Here is an 18,141-nt window from a genome sequence, read left to right on the forward strand (position 1 = left end):
GTTTTCAGCTTTACGAAAAACCTTTCCGCGTTTAATCCCCTCTAACTCAGAGAGTTACCATTCAACTCGATCATTTGATGGTCGTTCCCAAATTTTTCGTGTCGTTTATCTTTTACCCAGCGATGACACCTTTTGCTGAGATTCCAGTAGACTTCCGTTTTTTAAATACAGTCTGAGAATATTATGAAACATCGTTACTTGATCGGCCTTATGTGCTGCAGCGGAGCCTCGTTTGCTCAAGCTTCTGAAGCTCCAGCTTTGGAAGTTGGACTCGCCATTGACCAAGACCTGAGTGTCGTTGTGGAATTTGATCAGAAATACCGTGCTACGATTGGCAATGACGGCGCTGCCTTTGATTACATTTTGAAGCGTGGTCAGTTCGAGACTGAAGCTCCGTTGAGCTGGTACGTCGGTGCAGGTGCTTGGGCTGAATGGAATGACGACTTTGGCTTACGCTTGCCGTTAGGCGTGAAAGTGAATTTCTACGAAGGTTGGAATGCTTACGCTCAAGTTCACCCTGAACTCGATATGTATAAAGGTGTTGAGTTGCAAATAGGCGGCGCTTTAGGTGTTACCTATAAGTTCTAATCTGAACTAAAACCGTTTTAATAATGAAAAAACCAGCATTTAGCTGGTTTTTTCGTTTGGGCCGATCTTATATTTTTGCTTCATTGAGCCGCTTAGAAAGTAAAACTCAGTCCGACATTGGCTTGGAATTGGTTCATCCAGTCGGTATCAAAGCGAATGATGCACTCTTGCCCGTTATTTGGGATATTACAAACACCGGAGGTATCGTTGTCGACAACCGTGCCTAACCAACGTACTTGTGTGTTCAACGCTAGTCGGTCACTAAATTTGTACTCTAAGCCACCAAAGATAGAAGTTGAGAATCCATACTTATCTTTTGCCCAGTCTACATCGACGTAAGAAGCACCAAGGCCTAACCCTAGATAACCCGACAACACAGGCGAAGCAGGGTAGTAGATGCTGCTTTGAAGGTGCAGGTATTGGATGGAGGAGCTTAGGTTGAGCGTTTCTAATTCCGAGCTCTGATTGGAGTAGAAGAAGCCGATGCGTCCTTTTTCAAGTGGCGTTTCAATGGCAAAGGTGTAATTTTCAGAGCCTTTCATGTCATAGGTTTTACCGTCCTGGTCTTCGACACTGCCACCGCCGGTATAACCTACCATAGGTGTAATGATGATCTCCGGCGAAGCATACGCGCTTGAAACGGAGAGAAGCGTAATCAGTGCCATCATATTTGCTTTGTTATTCATGAGTATATCCTTATCCATACACATACTAATTGTGATGGTTACATCAATATTGTGCGACTAATTTCGACGATTCTTGAAGATACTTCACACACCTGATAGTACTTAAATAGAGACTCGACAAATTAATAATAAGCCAGAGGTGTCTATGGACCATAATCTGAAAAATGCCCTACAAATTACCGTGTTTATCTACATGATCATTCTTTCATTTGGCTTTATTGCGATTGGTAGTTAATACCATCTATTGCGAGGCTGAGTTTTGATACTCAGGGAATAATGAATAGTGGGATTATAACCAATATTGATACAGCAATAGACTTGGATTATTACGCTAAGTTTATTGCTGGAAAAACAGCACTGGTCGCTCAAGGTGGCGGACAGAGAAGTATTTTTACTTCTGGAGTGCTGGATGCCTTTCTTCTCTCAAATTTTGACCCCTTCGACGAATTTTTTGGTACCTCAGCAGGTGCTCTCAACTTATGTGCTTATCTGTGCCGTGATAAAGGCCTTGGACGTTCTTTTGTTCTCGACCTCACAACCTCACCAGAGTTCTTCAATCTCTTTTCCTATATACGACACAGAAAGAACCTAGGATTAGAATGGGCGCTAGAACAAATTATGGCTTACCCATATAAGCTCGATCTGGATTTAGGGCGACAAACGCTAGGCGATCGCCACTTCTATGCGGCTGTAACGGATTCCAAAGACTTACGAGACCACTACTTCCCATTATTGGGCGAAGATTGGTACAAGGTGATGATTGCGACCTGCGCCATTCCTCGCTTGTACAATGATGAAGTCTTTATTGGTGACAGTGCTTATGTGGACGGTGGTGTATCGGCGTGTATCCCGGTTCAGGAAGCGTGGCGAAGACAAGCCCGTTCTATTGTGGTGATTCGTACTGAGCCAGTGGTGGAGGAAGGTAATACCCATTTGGTTGAAGCACCAGTTAAGGGATCTTCAGTCAAAGCGCCTAAACCAATCTCTGCCGAAGAACTGGAGTGGTTCCGCGAATCTTTCGATAGTGTTCAAGGTCATTGGCAACAGAAAGTGGAACAGTGGAAAACCGACTGGACCTCTTTCTTCCAACAACAAATTATGCGCTCAAAAGAGCAGAAGCGTGACCGTGGGCATTTAGATCTGCTAAATGGTGGTCGCTGGCTATTTGGTGCAGATGATATTTATCGCTTAAGTCATTTAATCGGGGATAAGTTTGATTCAGGCTTGGCTGACATGCTGATGGTGCATTATCAGACCTACTCATTAACTCAGGATTTTTTGAATTCGCCACCAGACGACGCGTTTGTGGTACAGATAGCGCCAAGTCAGCCACTAAAATCGAGTTCATTAATGAGCGACAAAGAAGACCTGTTGCACGATTACGAATTGGGCTTAGAAGCCGGTTACCGATTTGTAGAAACCTACACTTCAACGGAAAACGCTCGCAATTCTCATATGCCACAGTTAGCCACCATTGCTGCGGGCAAGTAATTCTCGAAGTTGATGACCTAGCATGCTGTGATCTCGTTATGCTGCTATAAGCAGGTTGCAGTGAGTCGTGTTCTGAAATGAAAAAGGGTTATTGAACTTGGTTCGATAACCCTTTTTGGTTTTTGAGGAAAGGCAAATCGTTTCGCCTTAAGGTCAAATATTAGGTGACAGGCAAGATTCTCATACAGTTGGTTGACCCTGCTACATCCATAATGTCGCCTTGAGTGACGATCACTAGGTCGCCAAACTTAAGGTGTCCTTTCTCTTTCAAGCAAGTGAGTGTAGATAGTGCAATGTCAAAGCTGTCTTCGGCTTCTGTCTCGAAGTAGATAGGTGTCACACCTCGGTATAAGGTACAGCGATTAAGCGTTCCTTCGTTACGAGACAGCGCGTAGATCGGCATGTCGGCACTCAGGCGAGACATCATCAGTGCGGTGCGGCCTGACTCGGTGAGAGTGACAACGCCTTTAATACCTTCCATATGGTTTGCAGAGTAGATGGTCGCCATCGAAACGGTTTCTTCGGCGGTTACAAAGGTGCGATCAATACGGTAATTGGATTGGTTGTTAATGCCTGCCATTTTCTCCGCACCAATACAGACTTCTGCCATCGATTTTACGGTCTCGACTGGGTAGTCACCAGCTGCAGTTTCACCAGACAGCATCACAGCATCTGTTCCATCGAGTACGGCGTTGGCAACGTCCATGACTTCGGCACGGGTTGGCATTGGCGCAGAAATCATTGATTCCATCATTTGAGTTGCGGTGATGACTGTTCGGTTAAGCGCTCTGGCACGGCGTATAAGCTGTTTTTGTACTCCGACTAACTCAGGGTCGCCAATTTCTACTCCGAGGTCACCACGAGCCACCATGACGACATCTGAGGCCATTATGATGTCATCCATGTTCTCAACAGTAGCGACTGTCTCTGCTCGCTCCACTTTTGCGACGAGGTGCGCTTCTAAGCCGGCTTCTCGTGCAAGCTGACGAGCATAGTGCATGTCTTCACCATTGCGAGGGAAAGACACCGCTAGGTAATCCACTTTGATTTGTGCGGCGGTGACGATGTCGCGCTTGTCTTTTTCTGTTAGCGCTTCTGCGGAAAGGCCGCCACCTTTTTTGTTGATGCCTTTGTTATTTGATAGTGGGCCGCCAATGATGACTTCGGTATGAACGCGACAGCCTTCTACTTTGGTTACTTTGAGTTGAACACGACCATCGTCAAGTAACAGGATATCGCCGGCGGATACGTCGTTAGGCAGTTCTTTGTAATCAAGGCCAACGGCTTCTTGATTGCCTTCACCTAAACCTAGGCTACTGTCGAGAGTGAACAGGTCGCCTACGGCAAGTTGGATTTTGCCATCTTTGAATGTCGACACACGAATCTTGGGACCTTGTAAGTCTCCGAGAATGGCGATTTGAGTGCCGTGTCTTTTGGCTATTGCTCTGACTTTTTCTGCGCGTTGTATATGGTCGTCGCTGGTGCCGTGAGAGAAGTTCATACGAACAATATTGGCACCGGCTTTGATGATCTCTTCAAGCACGTTACCTTTATCAGTAGAAGGGCCTAGCGTTGTGACGATTTTCGTTTTTCTTAATTCGGCTGTCATGAATACTCCTAGAGTGAGGCCAAGTAATCTTTTAAAAGACTAGGGCGTGTTGATCTTTCGAGCTGATTTTTGCAGCGAGTTGCTGGGTATTTATACAAGGCAGAGGCTTTGATGTGTAGCTAGCCTACATGAGAAGCCGATAACGTAGTAGAAATGACCAGCAAACGCTGCCCAAAGGGTTCGGCTAAAAGCGTTTTACTCTTTGTTGAGGGAGATTTGCTTAGAATGACTAGGCTACTTCTCCCTCGCCGCGATTAAAACGCTTTTATATCGAACAAAATTTAACCACGAAAGGTCAACGCGCCTTAATTAAGTATATGCATTAATTGATAATTTATTGGGAGCTAGGAGGATATTTTTTGATTTGCCTTTAATTATTGAATTTAGGGCTCAAACGCGATGTTTTATTCTGAAAATTAAGTCGCAAATTATCGATGTGGGTGTTAATTTTCCTCGAACTATTTGACTCGATACACAAAGATTCATGTATATACGTGATACTGGTCACGGCGATATACCAAGTGACTTCACAATTACTTCGCAAAGTAAAAAAATTACCTCGTTGATGATTTCTGGAGCGTAAAATGTACATGGCTCAACCGGGCCATATTGATCATATCAAACAGGTCAATGCTGGTCGTGTATATAAACTAATTGACCTTAAAGGTCCTATTTCTCGTATCGATCTGTCCAAGCAAAGTGAGTTGGCTCCGGCGAGTATTACTAAAATTACCCGTGAACTCATTGAAGCTCACCTTATTCACGAAACGACGGTTCAAGAAGCCACGACTCGTGGGCGTCCTGCTGTCGGTCTGCAAACCAATAACGAAGGTTGGCAGTTTCTGTCGATGCGTCTTGGTCGCGGATACTTGACGATCGCGCTCCATGAATTGGGCGGCGATGTGCTTATCGATACCAAGATTGATATCCATGAACGCGATCAAGATGATGTGCTTGCGCGTCTTCTTCATGAAATCGATGAGTTCTTCCAAACCTATGCCGAGCAACTCGACAGGGTGACGAGTATCGCTATCACACTGCCAGGTCTGGTGAATTCAGAGCAAGGTATTGTGTTGCAGATGCCGCACTACAACGTTGAAAACTTAGCGTTGGGGCCGGAGATCTACAAAGAAACCGGTTTGCCAGTTTTTATTGCCAATGATACCCGAGCGTGGGCATTAGCAGAGAAACTGTTTGGTAACTCACAAGACAACGACAACTCTGTTCTTATCTCGATTCACCACGGTTTAGGTGCCGGGATCATTCTTGATGGTCGCGTTCTGCAAGGGCGTCACGGTAACATCGGTGAGTTGGGGCATATCCAGATCGATAAGGAAGGCAAGCTTTGTCACTGTGGAAATCGAGGCTGTTTAGAAACGGTGGCGAGTTCTCAGGCAATCCGTGAGCAAGTCAAAGAGCGACTGGCAAATGGTGAAGAATCAACGCTAACGGTGTTTGAAGACGTCACTATTGAACAGATCTGTGCTGCCGCTGCTAATGGGGATCCACTGGCTGTCGAAGTGATTGAACAGTTAGGCCGTTATCTAGGCTCTGCGATTGCGATTGTGATTAACCTGTTCAACCCAGAGAAAATCTTGGTCGGTGGTGTTATCAATCAGGCGAAGAGCGTGTTATACCCAGCGATTCAAAAGTGTATCGAAGAGCAGAGTCTATCGGTTTACCATAAAGACTTAGAGCTGGTGGAATCTCGTTTTTATAAGCAGGCAACCATGCCAGGTGCTGCGCTCATCAAGCAGGCCTTATACGATGGCCAACTGTTAATGAAAGTTATTGAAGGTTAACCCCTTTTTCTCGTCTTGTAGCCTTACCCTGAATCTTTCCATGTACTTAAGCTTTGTATAACATCATTTGTTGTACTTAGTTTAAGCATTCTGTGCATTGGCGCTTTGCTTTAACCTATTGAAGTAGGCTATTGTAGCCACAGTTATTATTTGTCACTAAGGTGTTGTATGTCTGGCGTTTTAAATTCGGTTGATCAGAGAACCAAACTGGTCGGTGAAAACCGTCTGGAACTCTTGTTATTCAGCTTAAATAGTCGTCAACTATTTGCGATTAACGTATTTAAAGTGAAAGAAGTCCTCAAAGTGCCAGTACTCACTCGCTTACCGGGCTCTCATCATCATATTACGGGTGTTGCGTCTTTACGTGGTGAATCGGTGCCTGTTATCGATTTACGCAGTGCCATTGGCTTTCCGCCATCTCGTGCGGAATCTCAAGAAAGTAACTTGATCATTACGGAATACAACCGAACCGTACAAGGTTTCTTGGTTGGGCAAGTTCGTAATATCGTGAACACGACATGGACAGAAATCCAGCCGCCGCCAAAGACAACAGGCCGTGCAAATTACCTAACCGCTATCACGCATATTCAAGAAGAAGAGCAGCACAAGATCGTCGAGATCATCGATGTTGAGAAAGTGTTGGCTGAGATCATTGATTACGATGTTTCGATCTCTGAAGGCGTCTTGGATGAACAATTAGCTCAGGAGATGATTGGGCGTAACGTGCTTATCGTTGATGACTCTTCAACGGCGCGTAACCAGATCAAAGGCACCTTGTCACAACTGGGTTTGAACATTATTGAGTGTTGTGATGGCTTAGAAGCACTGACCTTGCTTAAGGGCTGGTGTGATGAAGGCAAAGACATCAATCAAGAAATATTGTTGATGATCACCGATGCTGAAATGCCTGAAATGGACGGCTACAAGCTGACACACGAAGTACGTACTGACCCTAGAATGCATGACCTGTTTATTACGCTAAATACTTCATTAAGTGGAAGTTTTAATGAAGCTATGGTCGAGAAAGTAGGGTGTAACCGCTTTATTTCTAAGTTCCAGCCAGACCTCTTGGTTGAAGTGACTCAAGAGCGAATGCGTCAGATTTTATAATTAATGCTGCTGTACGGTTTGTTTTGAGTGACCTTATAGAAAACGTTTGCTAATATTCACGCAGCATATTTTTCTTAACGAAATATGCTCAACTACTAGCGTAACTTTTCACACACAATCTAAGGTAGTTCCTCTTAATGATATGGTTAACGTCTAAAGTCGTCATGACTTTGAGCTTATTACTGTATAGGGAATTTAAGAAAAGACGTACGGAAGCTGAAGTTGAGTCATAACTCAACAATGGAATTGAAGGGAAGCGGATGCTTCCCTTTTTCGTTTCTCTTTCTCTCGTTTCTTTAGCCAATGACCGATTGAGCACAGTTGGTACTTAGTTAATGAAAATCCCGAGATTTGGTTTTCAAGCCAACAATTTCATCGGTAATATCGATAAGTTTCCCCGCGATAACATGCACGACTTCTCCTTCTTTTTCTAATATCCCTTTTACTTTTAACGCCTTGGCTGAGAGGTAAGCCTGCTGTTGAGCGCGCGCGGTTGCTCCCCATACCACGACATTAATATTGCCAGTGCTATCTTCCAGCGTGACAAAGGTGACACCTGCCGCGGTGCCGGGAGATTGTTTTCCTGTGACTAATCCGACAACGGTGACCATAGATTTGTGTCTTTGTTGTATTAAATCTTTCATGTGCGTGAATCGACCTAATCGTCCCGCTTCTTCGAGCAAAGTGATTGGGTGTTTGTTCAATGAAATTCCGACACTGGTGAAGTCTTCGAGTAGATCTTGCATCTCATTGGGTTTGTGCAGTGCATGTTCGTCATGTCCTGCCCCAGCATCGTCATAGGTTTGACTAAACAGAGGTAAATCAGACGCCGAGTCCATGATCGCCCAGCGAGTCTGGAAACGGTCTCCAGAAACGTTATGTAGCGCATTGGCTGATGCCAGTAGCTCGATGTCTTTCTTATTCATCGATAACTGTTTCACCTGACTAGGGTGGCGATAACCGGATTGTGGGCGATTGGCGAGCACGCTTTGAATTCCATGCTCGCTGAATCCTTTGATTTGCCGCAGCCCTAAGCGAATCGCTAAACCATTCTGATGAGAGACAACCGTGTGGTCGTTTTGAGAAGCGTTCACACATACCGGAAGTATCACCACATTGTGTCGTTGTGCGTCTTGTACCAACTGTGAGGGGCTATAAAAGCCCATGGGTTGGCTATTCAACAGAGAAGCGTAGAAACATTCAGGGTAGTAGCACTTCAACCAAGCTGAGCAATACGCTAACACCGCAAACGAAGCCGAGTGGCTTTCAGGAAAACCGTACTCGCCAAAGCCGCATATCTGTTTAAATATCTGCTCAGCAAACTCTGTCTCATAGCCGCGCTTTTGCATACCCTCGATGAGTTTGTTTTTAAACTTAAAGACGTTGCCATTTTTCTTCCAAGCGGCCATCGCACGTCTGAGTTGATCTGCTTCACCACCTGTGAACCCTGCCGCTACCATCGCGAGTTTGATCACTTGCTCTTGGAATATCGGTACACCCAAGGTGCGCGACAGTACTGACTCCACGTCTTTAGATGGATAACTGATTGGCTCAGTGCCATCTCGACGCTTGAGAAACGGATGCACCATATCGCCCTGAATAGGACCTGGACGTACGATAGCGATTTGAATCACCAAGTCGTAATAAGTCTTCGGTTTAAGCCTTGGCAGCATGCTCATTTGCGCGCGAGACTCAATTTGGAATATCCCGACCGTGTCTGCTCGTTGAATCATGCCGTAAACCTGAGGATCGTCCTTAAGGCGAGTGATCTCTGCAATGGTCAGTGATCGCCCGTGAATACGTTTGATCAGGTCGAAACATTTACGAATCGCAGAGAGCATACCAAGCGCGAGCACATCAACTTTCAGCAGCCCCAAGGTTTCTAGATCGTCCTTATCCCATTGGATAATGGTTCGATTGTGCATCGCGGCATTCTCGACGGGAACCAGTTCATACAAAGGCCCAGAAGATATGACAAAGCCACCAACGTGTTGAGATAAGTGACGTGGGAAGCCGATGATCTCATTAACCAAATGGATAAATTGTTGCCCCTTCAATGAATCAGGTTGTAGCCCCAATTGAGTTAACTGAGCCTGCCAACCTAGGCTTTTGTCCCTGCGATTCGTGTTCTTAATGAAGTAGTCGAGCTGAGTTTCTTGTAGCCCCAATGCTTTACCGACATCTCTTACCGCACTTTTAAAGCGATAAGAGATGACCGTTGCGGCAAGTGCAGCCCGTTCTCTACCGTATTTTTGGTAGATGTATTGAATAACTTCTTCGCGGCGTTCATGTTCAAAATCGACATCAATATCAGGCGGCTCATCGCGCTCTTTACTGATGAAACGCTCAAACAGCACTGAGATCTGTCTTGGGTCGACAGAGGTGATTTCTAAGCAGTAACAGACCACGGAATTGGCCGCTGAACCTCGACCTTGGTAAAGAATGCCTTGGCTTTTGGCAAACATCACGATGTCATGAATGGTGAGAAAAAAGAAAGGGTAGTCAAGCTCGCCAATTAACCCCAATTCTTTCTCTATGATCTGTTGGATGTCGTTAGGTACACCTTGTGGGAAGCGAGTCTGTTTTCCCTTTTCGACCAACATGCGCAGATAACTCATGGGTGTTTCACCTTGAGGAATCAGCTCACTGGGATATTCGTATCGCAAGCTATCTAAATCAAATTCACACAACTCAGCGATGCGGTTGCTCTCTTCTAGCCACTCTGCTTTGAAGATATGAGAGAGCTTATTGATACTCCGTAAACAACGTTCTGCATTAGCGAGTAAGTGACTGCCCACTTCGGTAATGGGTTTTTGATATTTAATCGCAGTGAGTGAGTGCTGCAAGGGTAAGCGATTCGCATTGTGCATCAACACACCACCACAAGCTGTAATCGGCAGTTGGTAGTGTTGTGAAAGCTCAACGCAGTAATCTGTGTACTGCTGGTCGGTTTGTTTTAGGTGTCGTTGTAAGCCTATCCAAAGCCGACCTGAATGGTGCTGGGAGAGCCATTGTCCCCAGTGCGCGTCTTCATTTTTCTGTTGAGGAAGCCAAAGAATAAAGCAGTGCTTAGCCGACATGATATCCCACTCAGAGAGCTGATAATGTCCCTTGCTGCTACGACGTCTCGCGTTGGTAATTATACGGCACAGCTCGGCGTAGGCTTGTCTGTTTGGGCATATCAAGATCACTTGGCACTCTTCATTTAACCAAAACATGCTCCCGACAATTTGCTTGAGTGACAGTTTATGTTGCTTGATTGCAGAGTGAACCTTAACGATGCCCGCGACTGAGCACTCATCAGTAACCGCGAGTGCTTTGTAGCGTAAAAAGTCGGCCTGTAAAACAAGCTCTTCTGCGTGTGAGGCTCCCTCAAGGAAGGAGTAATTGCTTTGGCAAAATAGCTCTGAGTATTGCTGAGACATAACGTAATCTCACTTAATCATTGCGAGTGAACATGATTGAAAAGGGACGCTGAAATTGAATCAGTAGAACAGACTAGCTAAATAAGCCGTGCAAAAACCACTGTTTATCTGGCGTTCTAAATATCCAGAGCCACCGACCGTTTTCACTGTGAGCAATAAAGTAGTCACGAATGATCTTCTCTCCGTCCCACCAGCCAGACACAATGCGTTCAGGGCCTTGAGATAAGGTGACGCTTTCGGTTAAGACTTCGGGCTCTGGCAGTAAAATACTTGGCCTGAGTCGTTGTTGATTGACACTGAGAGTTGTGGCTTGTTGCTCGCTCTCTGGGGGCGTTTGCCTTTTTGCCACAGATTTACTCAGTGTTGGGAGCGAGTACTGATTGGCCTTTTCTGGCCTTGGATCATGCTGTATTTTCGGTGTTTGAATACAGGCTTGCCCAAGCTTTGCTTGCAACAGTGAGAGCAAATCTAACGCGGCAAGTGTTCCAGTATTACCATCAAAAAGATCATGGTAGGCCATTTGCGGTTCTCCATGACGAACCAAGCTGAGGGTCAGCCCTTGAACCGGTGCTGTTAGTTTTAGTGACTCTAAGGTGAGATGAGTCAGGTTCGCCCATTTTTCAGCAAGGTAATCACCTTGTGCCGAATAAAAAGAGACAGGGTGATCGTCTTTATCTCTGAGGTGCAAAGTCAACGTTAACTCGAAAGCCACTCGGTCGCGTAGCTTCAAAAAACATTCGAGTTGATTCAATAATTTCAGCAACGGCTTTTCGATAAATAGGATGTTTTCAATATCAAATAACAGCTCCAAATATTGCTGGAAATTCTCTGGTGGGTGATAGAAATCAATCGGGTGCTTGAACTGGCCGTTAAGGCGACCGACATAATTCACCAAGTCGATATCAAAGCGGCGTGCGACCTCTTGCAAAGGCAGCTCTAATAGGTCTTCAACGATATTGATACCGACACGGTTCAGGCGTTCTACTTGCTTGGTCGGTAGCTCACTGGAATTCAATGCTTGTTGATTGACCCTAGCTTTCATCTGCTCAATATTGTTTGTTGCTTGGTCGATTGCTTGCTTACCCAAAAGGATCGCAGCAAGCGGCGAATAACCCGTAGCGAAGCTGAACTGGATATTGAGCGTTTCTAAGTGGCTTTTGAGCTCATGCCAGTAGTTATCTAACCCGTCGTAAAGTGACAGCATGTTAGAGGCTTTAATCAGCAAACCATTAGGTGGCAATAACGCCATGTCGGAAGTGACTAGATACGCCCATTGAGCGATCTCTTTGAGCTTACTTTTCTCCAGTTCAATACTGTAAGGGTGGACGTGTAAGTTGTGGGACAGCGCCGCCGCAGACCCTAAGCCCATACCAAGTGAAATTCCTGATTGCAGCGCAGCTGGGTTCGCTTGTAGTACACGGTGATCTTTTTCATCCACGATGATAATAGGTTGTTCGAGCGAGTCTTCGATCGAACCCAATTCATTAGAGTTAAACAAGGTATCCAACTGCAGAGATGGAAAGTGCAGATAAAGCCACAACATACGCTAGCCTTGCTTCGCAATAGGAAAAGCTAGCACTGTGTTACCTGACAAAGTACGGTCTGAATTGTCTTCATAAACGACTTTCTCTGTGAGTAATGGCCAGTTGTGTGTCATGTCTAGAATAAAGCTGCCATACGACCAACTGCCTTTTCTTTTTGTTACCTCTACCTTCAGCCCTTGGGCGTGAGAAGACAGTTTCATGCTTAAGGAAACGGGCAGGGATAGTTGATTATGGCTGGTGGCTTTAAAGTGAAACTGCAGGCACTTACCGGTTTCACTGGCTGCTTGTAAGCGCTTGGTTTGGTGTATTTCTAGATCGGCTCCCCATAGCAATACAGAGTGACAAGCGCCGCTTTTGAGGCACTGCTCAGCTGCCCACAATGCATCGAGATCGCGTTGGGGCTGGATAACGAGAATATTCTCTAATTCAATGCCTTGGCTGATAAAAAACTCGGCACATATCTTCCCTGGCGGATTAATGAATATGGCCAGTTTTTGCGAGTTTTGTTGAGATAAATAGGGCGTCAGTAGGCGAAGCTCGCCGATCCCTTGTTGTGATTCAACCTCAATAACGCCGTGCGTCGGGAAGCCGCCCTCAAGCTGTTTATCCAGTTGAGGATAGCCTGTTGAAGTGGTGCTTCCTTGCGTTGTTGATTGTAACCCTTTCCAGATTAGCTGGCGGTCTTGTAAGTTTTTTATTAGTTCATGCATAATTAAACACCTGTATATTTATACAGTATATTTAACAATGAAAAAGATGCAAAGCAAAATGATGAAAATTAGCGGAAGTAAGTGTTAGTTGATTGATTTAGATACAAAAAAAGCCGCTATGGAAGCGACTTTTTATTATTGGTTAATGATATCAGTTACTTAGGTTGAGCATCGATACATTGGCCATTAATGTCTGTCACACTTGGGTTCATTAAGTGTAGGTACAGTGGGATGATGTCGAGTGGCGTTTTTAGCTTATTCGCATCTTCTCCTGGGTACGCTTTTGCACGCATGCGTGTTTGAGTGCCGCCCGGGTTGATTGCGTTAACACGGATGTTCGTGTCTTCAAGCTCGTCCGCTAGGATCTGCATCATACCTTCGGTAGCAAACTTAGAAATCGCGTAAGTGCCCCAGAATGCACGGCCAGAGTGACCAACCGTTGAAGAGGTAAATACGATGCGACCTGCTTCTGCTTTCTTAAGTGCAGGCAGTAATGCTTGAGTCATCAAGAACTCAGACTTCACATTGATCTGCATAACATCATCAAAGGTTTCTTCATCAATCTGCTCAAACGGACTCAGAGTGCCGAGAACACCTGCGTTATGAAGTAGGCCATCTAAACGACCGAACTGTGATTCAATGGTTTCAGCCATATCAATGTAGTTCTGCTTTGTCGCACCTTTTAAATCCAATGGGATAATCGCAGGTTGTGGGTAACCAGCGCTTTCGATTTCATCGTAAATGAATTCAAGGTTTTTAACATTGCGGCCTAACAGAATGACAGTTGCGCCATGTTGAGCGAAGCTTAGTGCTGCTTGGCGACCAATGCCAGCACCGGCACCTGTAACCAAAATTACTTTATCTTTGAGGGCATCTGTAGAGATTGGGTAATCCACTGTGCTTATCCTTCTTTCTTTTATTATGTTCGTCATTCCATTGATGTTTAATCACACAGATAACCGCAGGAATGATGAGAAATTCTTGGTAATCGTGACAAGATGGTTACAATACACTAATTCATACAATAGGGGATATGACATTGGAATTTTTGTTGGACTACGGCTTGTTTTTAGCCAAGATTGCGACCGTTGTAATCGCCATCATCGCAATTTTAGTGATTGCTAAATCTGTGGGTGGGAAATCAAGCGCGATTAAAGGTGAGCTGGAAATCACGAACCTATCTGAACACCACAAACAGACGATTGAACAATTAGAGCACCATCTACACGATGATGCTTTCATCAAAGCCCGTGATAAAGCAGAAAAGAAAGCGGAAAAAGAGAAAGTAAAATCACGCGGTAAAGAAGTGAAGAAAGCAGCGAAAGAGGGTGAGCTTGATAGCAAGCGTGAACCACACCTATTCGTTCTTGATTTTAACGGCAGCATTGATGCGAAAGAAGTGGCTTCATTACGTGAAGAGGTAACGGCGGTTCTGGCTGTGGCTCGTGAAGGTGATGAAGTATTGCTTAAACTTGAGTCTGGCGGTGGCATGGTTCACGGCTATGGTTTAGCGTCTTCTCAACTTGATCGTATCAAAGCGGCAGGTTTGCCTCTGACTATATCTGTAGACAAAGTCGCAGCAAGTGGCGGCTACATGATGGCATGTATCGCAGACAAAATTGTATCTGCACCGTTTGCTATTGTTGGTTCTATTGGTGTTATCGCTCAACTGCCAAACTTCAACAAACTGCTTAAAAAGCACGATATTGAATTCGAACAGCTAACGGCGGGTGAGTACAAACGCACGCTTACTATGTTTGGTGAGAACAGCGATAAAGCACGCGAGAAGTTTAAAGAAGAGCTAGAAGAGACACATGGTCTATTTAAAGACTTTATCCGTGACCATCGTCCTGCGTTAGATCTTGAAAAAGTAGCAACGGGTGAACACTGGTTTGGTACACAAGCACATGAACTTGGGCTGGTGGATGAGATCAGCACTTCTGATGACTTAGTCGTAGCGGCATGTAAGGACAAAACGGTTCTAGCAATTCACTACGTACAGAAGAAAAAGCTTTCAGACAAACTAGCGGGCGTGGCAGGTAAATCTGCAGACAGCGTGCTGATGAAGCTAATTGAACGTGGTCAAAAGCCGATTGTTTAAGCTTATTGAGTGTTCTAGTTTTAGGTTTAGTGCCTTACGTTCATTTGCAGACGTTTGAGCCTTAAAAAGAAAGCGCATAAGTCATCAGACTTATGCGCTTTTTTATTGCTCCACTTCCGAGCGGGTGACCACTATGTTGTAGGGGGAGCGGAGTTTTATACCAATCACTGACTTACTGTGATTGATATTAAATCTTGGCTCCATAATCATTACGTTTTGGACAAGTCGTCAGAATCTCTCTATGACCCGTATCTTTGAGCTCTTCCAAAATCACATCAAAGCCCCACAAGCGATAGAGATGCTTCATCACTTCGTCGTAGCCTTTATCAAGCGGGATGCGGTCATGAGGCACATATTGCAGTGTCATTGAGCGGTCACCACGTACATCGACATTAAACACCTGAATATTCGGTTCAAGGTTACTTAGGTTGTATTGCGCCGCAAGCTTCTCACGAATCAGGCGATAGCCCGGATCATCATGAATGGCACTCACCTCGATGGTGTTTTTACGGTCGTCGTCGAGTACAGAGAACAGCTTAAAGTCTCGAATGATTTTTGGAGAAAGGTATTGGCTGATAAAGCTTTCATCTTTGAAATTGTGCATCGCAAAGTGCACTGCTTCTAACCAGTCACTTCCTGCCAGATCTGGGAACCATTCTCGGTCTTCATCGGTTGGCTCTTCACAGATGCGTCGGATGTCTCTAAACATCGCAAAGCCAAGCGCATAAGGGTTTATTCCGCTGAAATAAGGGCTGTTGTAGGCAGGTTGTGCGACGACACTGGTATGGCTGTGTAGGAATTCTAAGATGAACTTATCACTCACCAAGCCTTCGTCGTAAAGGTGGTTAAGAATGGTGTAGTGCCAGAAGGTTGCCCAGCCTTCGTTCATCACTTGAGTTTGTTTCTGAGGGTAGAAGTATTGGCTCACCTTGCGAACGATGCGAACACACTCTCGTTGCCAAGGTTCAAGCAGTGGTGCGTTCTTCTCGATAAAGTAGAGAATGTTTTCTTGAGGCTCGCTAGGAAAGCGGATCTTGGTCTCTTCTTCCTTACTTTTATTCTGAGGAACGGTTCGCCACAGCTCATTCACTTGAGATTGCAGATAAGCTTCGCGTTCTTCTTGTCTTGCTGTCTCTTCTGCAATGGAAATCTTCTCAGGGCGTTTGTATCGGTCTACGCCGTAATTCATCAGTGCATGACAAGAATCAAGGAGCTGCTCGACCTCAGCGACGCCATATTTCTCTTCACAACCACTAATGTACTTCTTAGCGAACAACAAGTAATCGATGATGGAACTGGCATCGGTCCATGTTTGGAACAGGTAGTTGCCTTTAAAGAAAGAGTTGTGGCCGTAACAAGCGTGAGCCATTACCAGCGCCTGCATTGTGACTGTGTTCTCTTCCATCAGATAAGCGATACAAGGATCAGAGTTGATCACGATTTCGTACGCCAAGCCCATTTGGCCATGCTTGTAGTTTTGCTCGGTTTGAATGAATTTCTTACCAAATGACCAGTGGTTGTAATTGATAGGCATACCAATGCTCGAGTAGGCATCCATCATCTGTTCTGAAGTAATCACTTCAATCTGGTTTGGGTAAGTATCTAAACGGTAATGCTGCGCCACACGCTTAATTTCTACGTGGTATTTCTCCAAGAGGTTGAATGTCCAATCTGGACCATCAGGCAGCATCTTGTCGTTTTTCTTCTTTGCAGCTTTGTCTTTCTCTGCAACGTTTGATTTCGCTGTCATGGCAAACTCCCTTACGCTGTCTCTTTCTGGAACAGTTCTCTAAACACAGGAAAAATATCATCCACCGTTTTAATGTTTTTCATGGCGAAGTTGTCAAAGCTACTCTCGAGTTTTTCGTATTCGTGCCAAAGCGTTTGATGAGAGCGGCGTGTTATTTCGATGTAAGAGTAATATTGGCAAGTTGGCAGAAGCGTATTGACCAGTAACTCTTTACAACGAGGAGAGTCATCCGCCCAGTTATCGCCATCAGAGGCTTGTGCTGCATAGATGTTCCACTCATTCGCAGGGTAGCGGTCTGCGACAATTTCCTTCATCAGTTTCAATGCACTCGAAACAATGGTGCCACCTGTTTCTTGTGAGTAGAAAAACTCATGTTCGTCGACTTCTTTAGCCTGAGTATGGTGACGAATAAACACAACATCGACGTTTTCGTAGGTGCGGTTTAAGAACAGATACAGAAGGACATAAAAGCGCTTCGCAATATCTTTTGTAGCCTGATCCATTGAGCCGGACACATCCATTAGACAGAACATCACGGCTTGGCTAGATGGAATAGGGCGCTTCTCATAGTTTTTAAAACGTAAGTCGAAGGTGTCAATGAACGGCACGCTTTCAATCTTTTTACGTAACTCGGCAATCTCTTCTTTGAGGCGACCCTCTTCAAAAGGTTGCGCCGGCTCCGTCATTTTAACTTGGTCAAGCTGCTCCATCAGAAGGTTAAGCTCGCGCTTTTTACCTGCTGTCATCGCGGTTCTACGAGCCAGAGATTGCTGTAGTGAACGAACGATAGCGATGTTGGATGGAATCCCCGCGCTTTGGTAACCAGAGCGGTGAGTTTTCCATTCGGTGATTTTGTTGACCTGATTTTTCTCTAGATTAGGTAGAGCTAAATCTTCAAAGAGAATATCAAGATACTCATCTTTTGAAATTTGGAAGGTAAATTCATCTTGGCCTTCGCCATCAGGGCTTGCGTCGCCTTGGCCTGAGCCACCACCTTGACCGCCACCTTTAGGGCGTTCGATTTTATCGCCAGTGATGAACTGATCATTACCTGGGTGAACGCGCTCTCTTACGCCGCCTTGACCTTGGTGAAAGTTCGGCTCTTTGATGTCTTTATGGGGAATAGTGACGTCTTCACCCGTTTCAGTATTGGTGATTGAGCGTCGGTTGACTGCATCGGCCACAGATTCTTTGATTTGCTCTTTATGGCGTCGTAAGAAACGCTGTCTATTCACAGCACTCTTATTTTTGCCATTGAGCCTCCGATCGATAAATTGTGCCATAAGAACTCCCTCTCAGCTGATGTAGCGATCCTACTTTTTATT

General features: G+C 45.1%; 14 protein-coding genes. 6 read left to right on the forward strand and 8 right to left on the reverse strand.

Annotated features, from left to right (window positions below; translation table 11 throughout):
* Nucleotides 1–183 precede the first annotated feature (183 nt).
* Complete coding sequence (locus AB6E85_RS13590; protein ID WP_048610592.1) at nt 184–588, forward strand: hypothetical protein; 405 nt, start codon at nt 184–186, stop codon at nt 586–588.
* Between the two features lie 92 nt (nt 589–680).
* Here AB6E85_RS13590 and AB6E85_RS13595 read toward each other — a convergent pair whose 3' ends face one another.
* Nucleotides 681–1,274 (reverse strand): outer membrane beta-barrel protein, encoded by a 594-nt coding sequence (locus AB6E85_RS13595; protein ID WP_017067207.1) that lies wholly within the window; start codon nt 1,272–1,274, stop codon nt 681–683.
* Between the two features lie 145 nt (nt 1,275–1,419).
* On the opposite strand from AB6E85_RS13595, the gene AB6E85_RS13600 reads away from it, so the two are divergent.
* Together AB6E85_RS13600 and AB6E85_RS13605 are read left to right on the forward strand one after the other, a co-directional pair.
* Nucleotides 1,420–1,509, forward strand: coding sequence for a YnhF family membrane protein (locus tag AB6E85_RS13600; RefSeq protein ID WP_100214626.1), 90 nt, complete (start codon nt 1,420–1,422; stop codon nt 1,507–1,509).
* A 41-nt stretch (nt 1,510–1,550) separates the two neighbouring features.
* The gene (locus AB6E85_RS13605) at nt 1,551–2,765 is read left to right on the forward strand and encodes a patatin family protein (protein ID WP_193840579.1); all 1,215 of its coding nucleotides are present in this window, start codon (nt 1,551–1,553) and stop codon (nt 2,763–2,765) included.
* Between the two features lie 160 nt (nt 2,766–2,925).
* Here the strand turns inward: AB6E85_RS13605 and pyk are convergent, their stop codons facing one another.
* Complete coding sequence (pyk, locus tag AB6E85_RS13610) at nt 2,926–4,374, reverse strand: pyruvate kinase (protein WP_017062141.1); 1,449 nt, start codon at nt 4,372–4,374, stop codon at nt 2,926–2,928.
* A gap of 584 nt (nt 4,375–4,958) precedes the next feature.
* On the opposite strand from pyk, the gene AB6E85_RS13615 reads away from it, so the two are divergent.
* Together AB6E85_RS13615 and AB6E85_RS13620 are read left to right on the forward strand one after the other, a co-directional pair.
* Nucleotides 4,959–6,176 carry an ROK family protein gene (locus AB6E85_RS13615; protein ID WP_019820875.1) on the forward strand — a complete coding sequence of 406 codons (1,218 nt, stop codon included), beginning with the start codon at nt 4,959–4,961 and terminating at the stop codon, nt 6,174–6,176.
* A gap of 168 nt (nt 6,177–6,344) precedes the next feature.
* Nucleotides 6,345–7,286: a chemotaxis protein CheV gene (locus tag AB6E85_RS13620; RefSeq protein WP_017062139.1), complete on the forward strand. Its 942-nt coding sequence runs from the start codon at nt 6,345–6,347 to the stop codon at nt 7,284–7,286.
* Nucleotides 7,287–7,618: 332 nt separating this feature from the next.
* On the opposite strand, the gene AB6E85_RS13625 is transcribed toward AB6E85_RS13620, so the two are convergent.
* The 4 genes from AB6E85_RS13625 to AB6E85_RS13640 all read right to left on the reverse strand — a co-directional run bounded on the left by AB6E85_RS13625 (nt 7,619) and on the right by AB6E85_RS13640 (nt 13,861).
* A complete protein-coding gene (locus AB6E85_RS13625; protein ID WP_372143016.1) occupies nt 7,619–10,711 on the reverse strand; it encodes an error-prone DNA polymerase in 3,093 nt (1,030 codons plus the stop codon).
* A 73-nt stretch (nt 10,712–10,784) separates the two neighbouring features.
* Nucleotides 10,785–12,254, reverse strand: a complete 1,470-nt coding sequence (locus AB6E85_RS13630; RefSeq protein WP_372143017.1) for a DNA polymerase Y family protein — start codon at nt 12,252–12,254, stop codon at nt 10,785–10,787.
* A 3-nt stretch (nt 12,255–12,257) separates the two neighbouring features.
* Nucleotides 12,258–12,965, reverse strand: coding sequence for a translesion DNA synthesis-associated protein ImuA (gene imuA / locus AB6E85_RS13635; RefSeq protein WP_372143018.1), 708 nt, complete (start codon nt 12,963–12,965; stop codon nt 12,258–12,260).
* 155 nt (nt 12,966–13,120) lie between these two features.
* On the reverse strand, nt 13,121–13,861 hold the full coding sequence (locus AB6E85_RS13640; RefSeq protein ID WP_017629695.1) for a YciK family oxidoreductase: 741 nt from the start codon (nt 13,859–13,861) through the stop codon (nt 13,121–13,123).
* Nucleotides 13,862–14,004: 143 nt separating this feature from the next.
* Here AB6E85_RS13640 and sohB point away from each other — a divergent pair, with 143 nt between their 5' ends.
* Nucleotides 14,005–15,066: a protease SohB gene (gene sohB, locus AB6E85_RS13645; protein ID WP_009849001.1), complete on the forward strand. Its 1,062-nt coding sequence runs from the start codon at nt 14,005–14,007 to the stop codon at nt 15,064–15,066.
* 187 nt (nt 15,067–15,253) lie between these two features.
* Here the strand turns inward: sohB and AB6E85_RS13650 are convergent, their stop codons facing one another.
* Both AB6E85_RS13650 and AB6E85_RS13655 read right to left on the reverse strand, forming a co-directional pair.
* A complete protein-coding gene (locus tag AB6E85_RS13650; RefSeq protein WP_048607450.1) occupies nt 15,254–16,816 on the reverse strand; it encodes a SpoVR family protein in 1,563 nt (520 codons plus the stop codon).
* Between the two features lie 11 nt (nt 16,817–16,827).
* Nucleotides 16,828–18,099: a YeaH/YhbH family protein gene (locus tag AB6E85_RS13655; RefSeq protein WP_017062133.1), complete on the reverse strand. Its 1,272-nt coding sequence runs from the start codon at nt 18,097–18,099 to the stop codon at nt 16,828–16,830.
* Nucleotides 18,100–18,141: the final 42 nt, after the last annotated feature.

It is taken from the genome of Vibrio sp. 10N.247.311.51 (genome assembly GCF_041467855.1).
GTDB classification, from domain to species: Bacteria; Pseudomonadota; Gammaproteobacteria; order Enterobacterales; family Vibrionaceae; genus Vibrio; species Vibrio coralliirubri.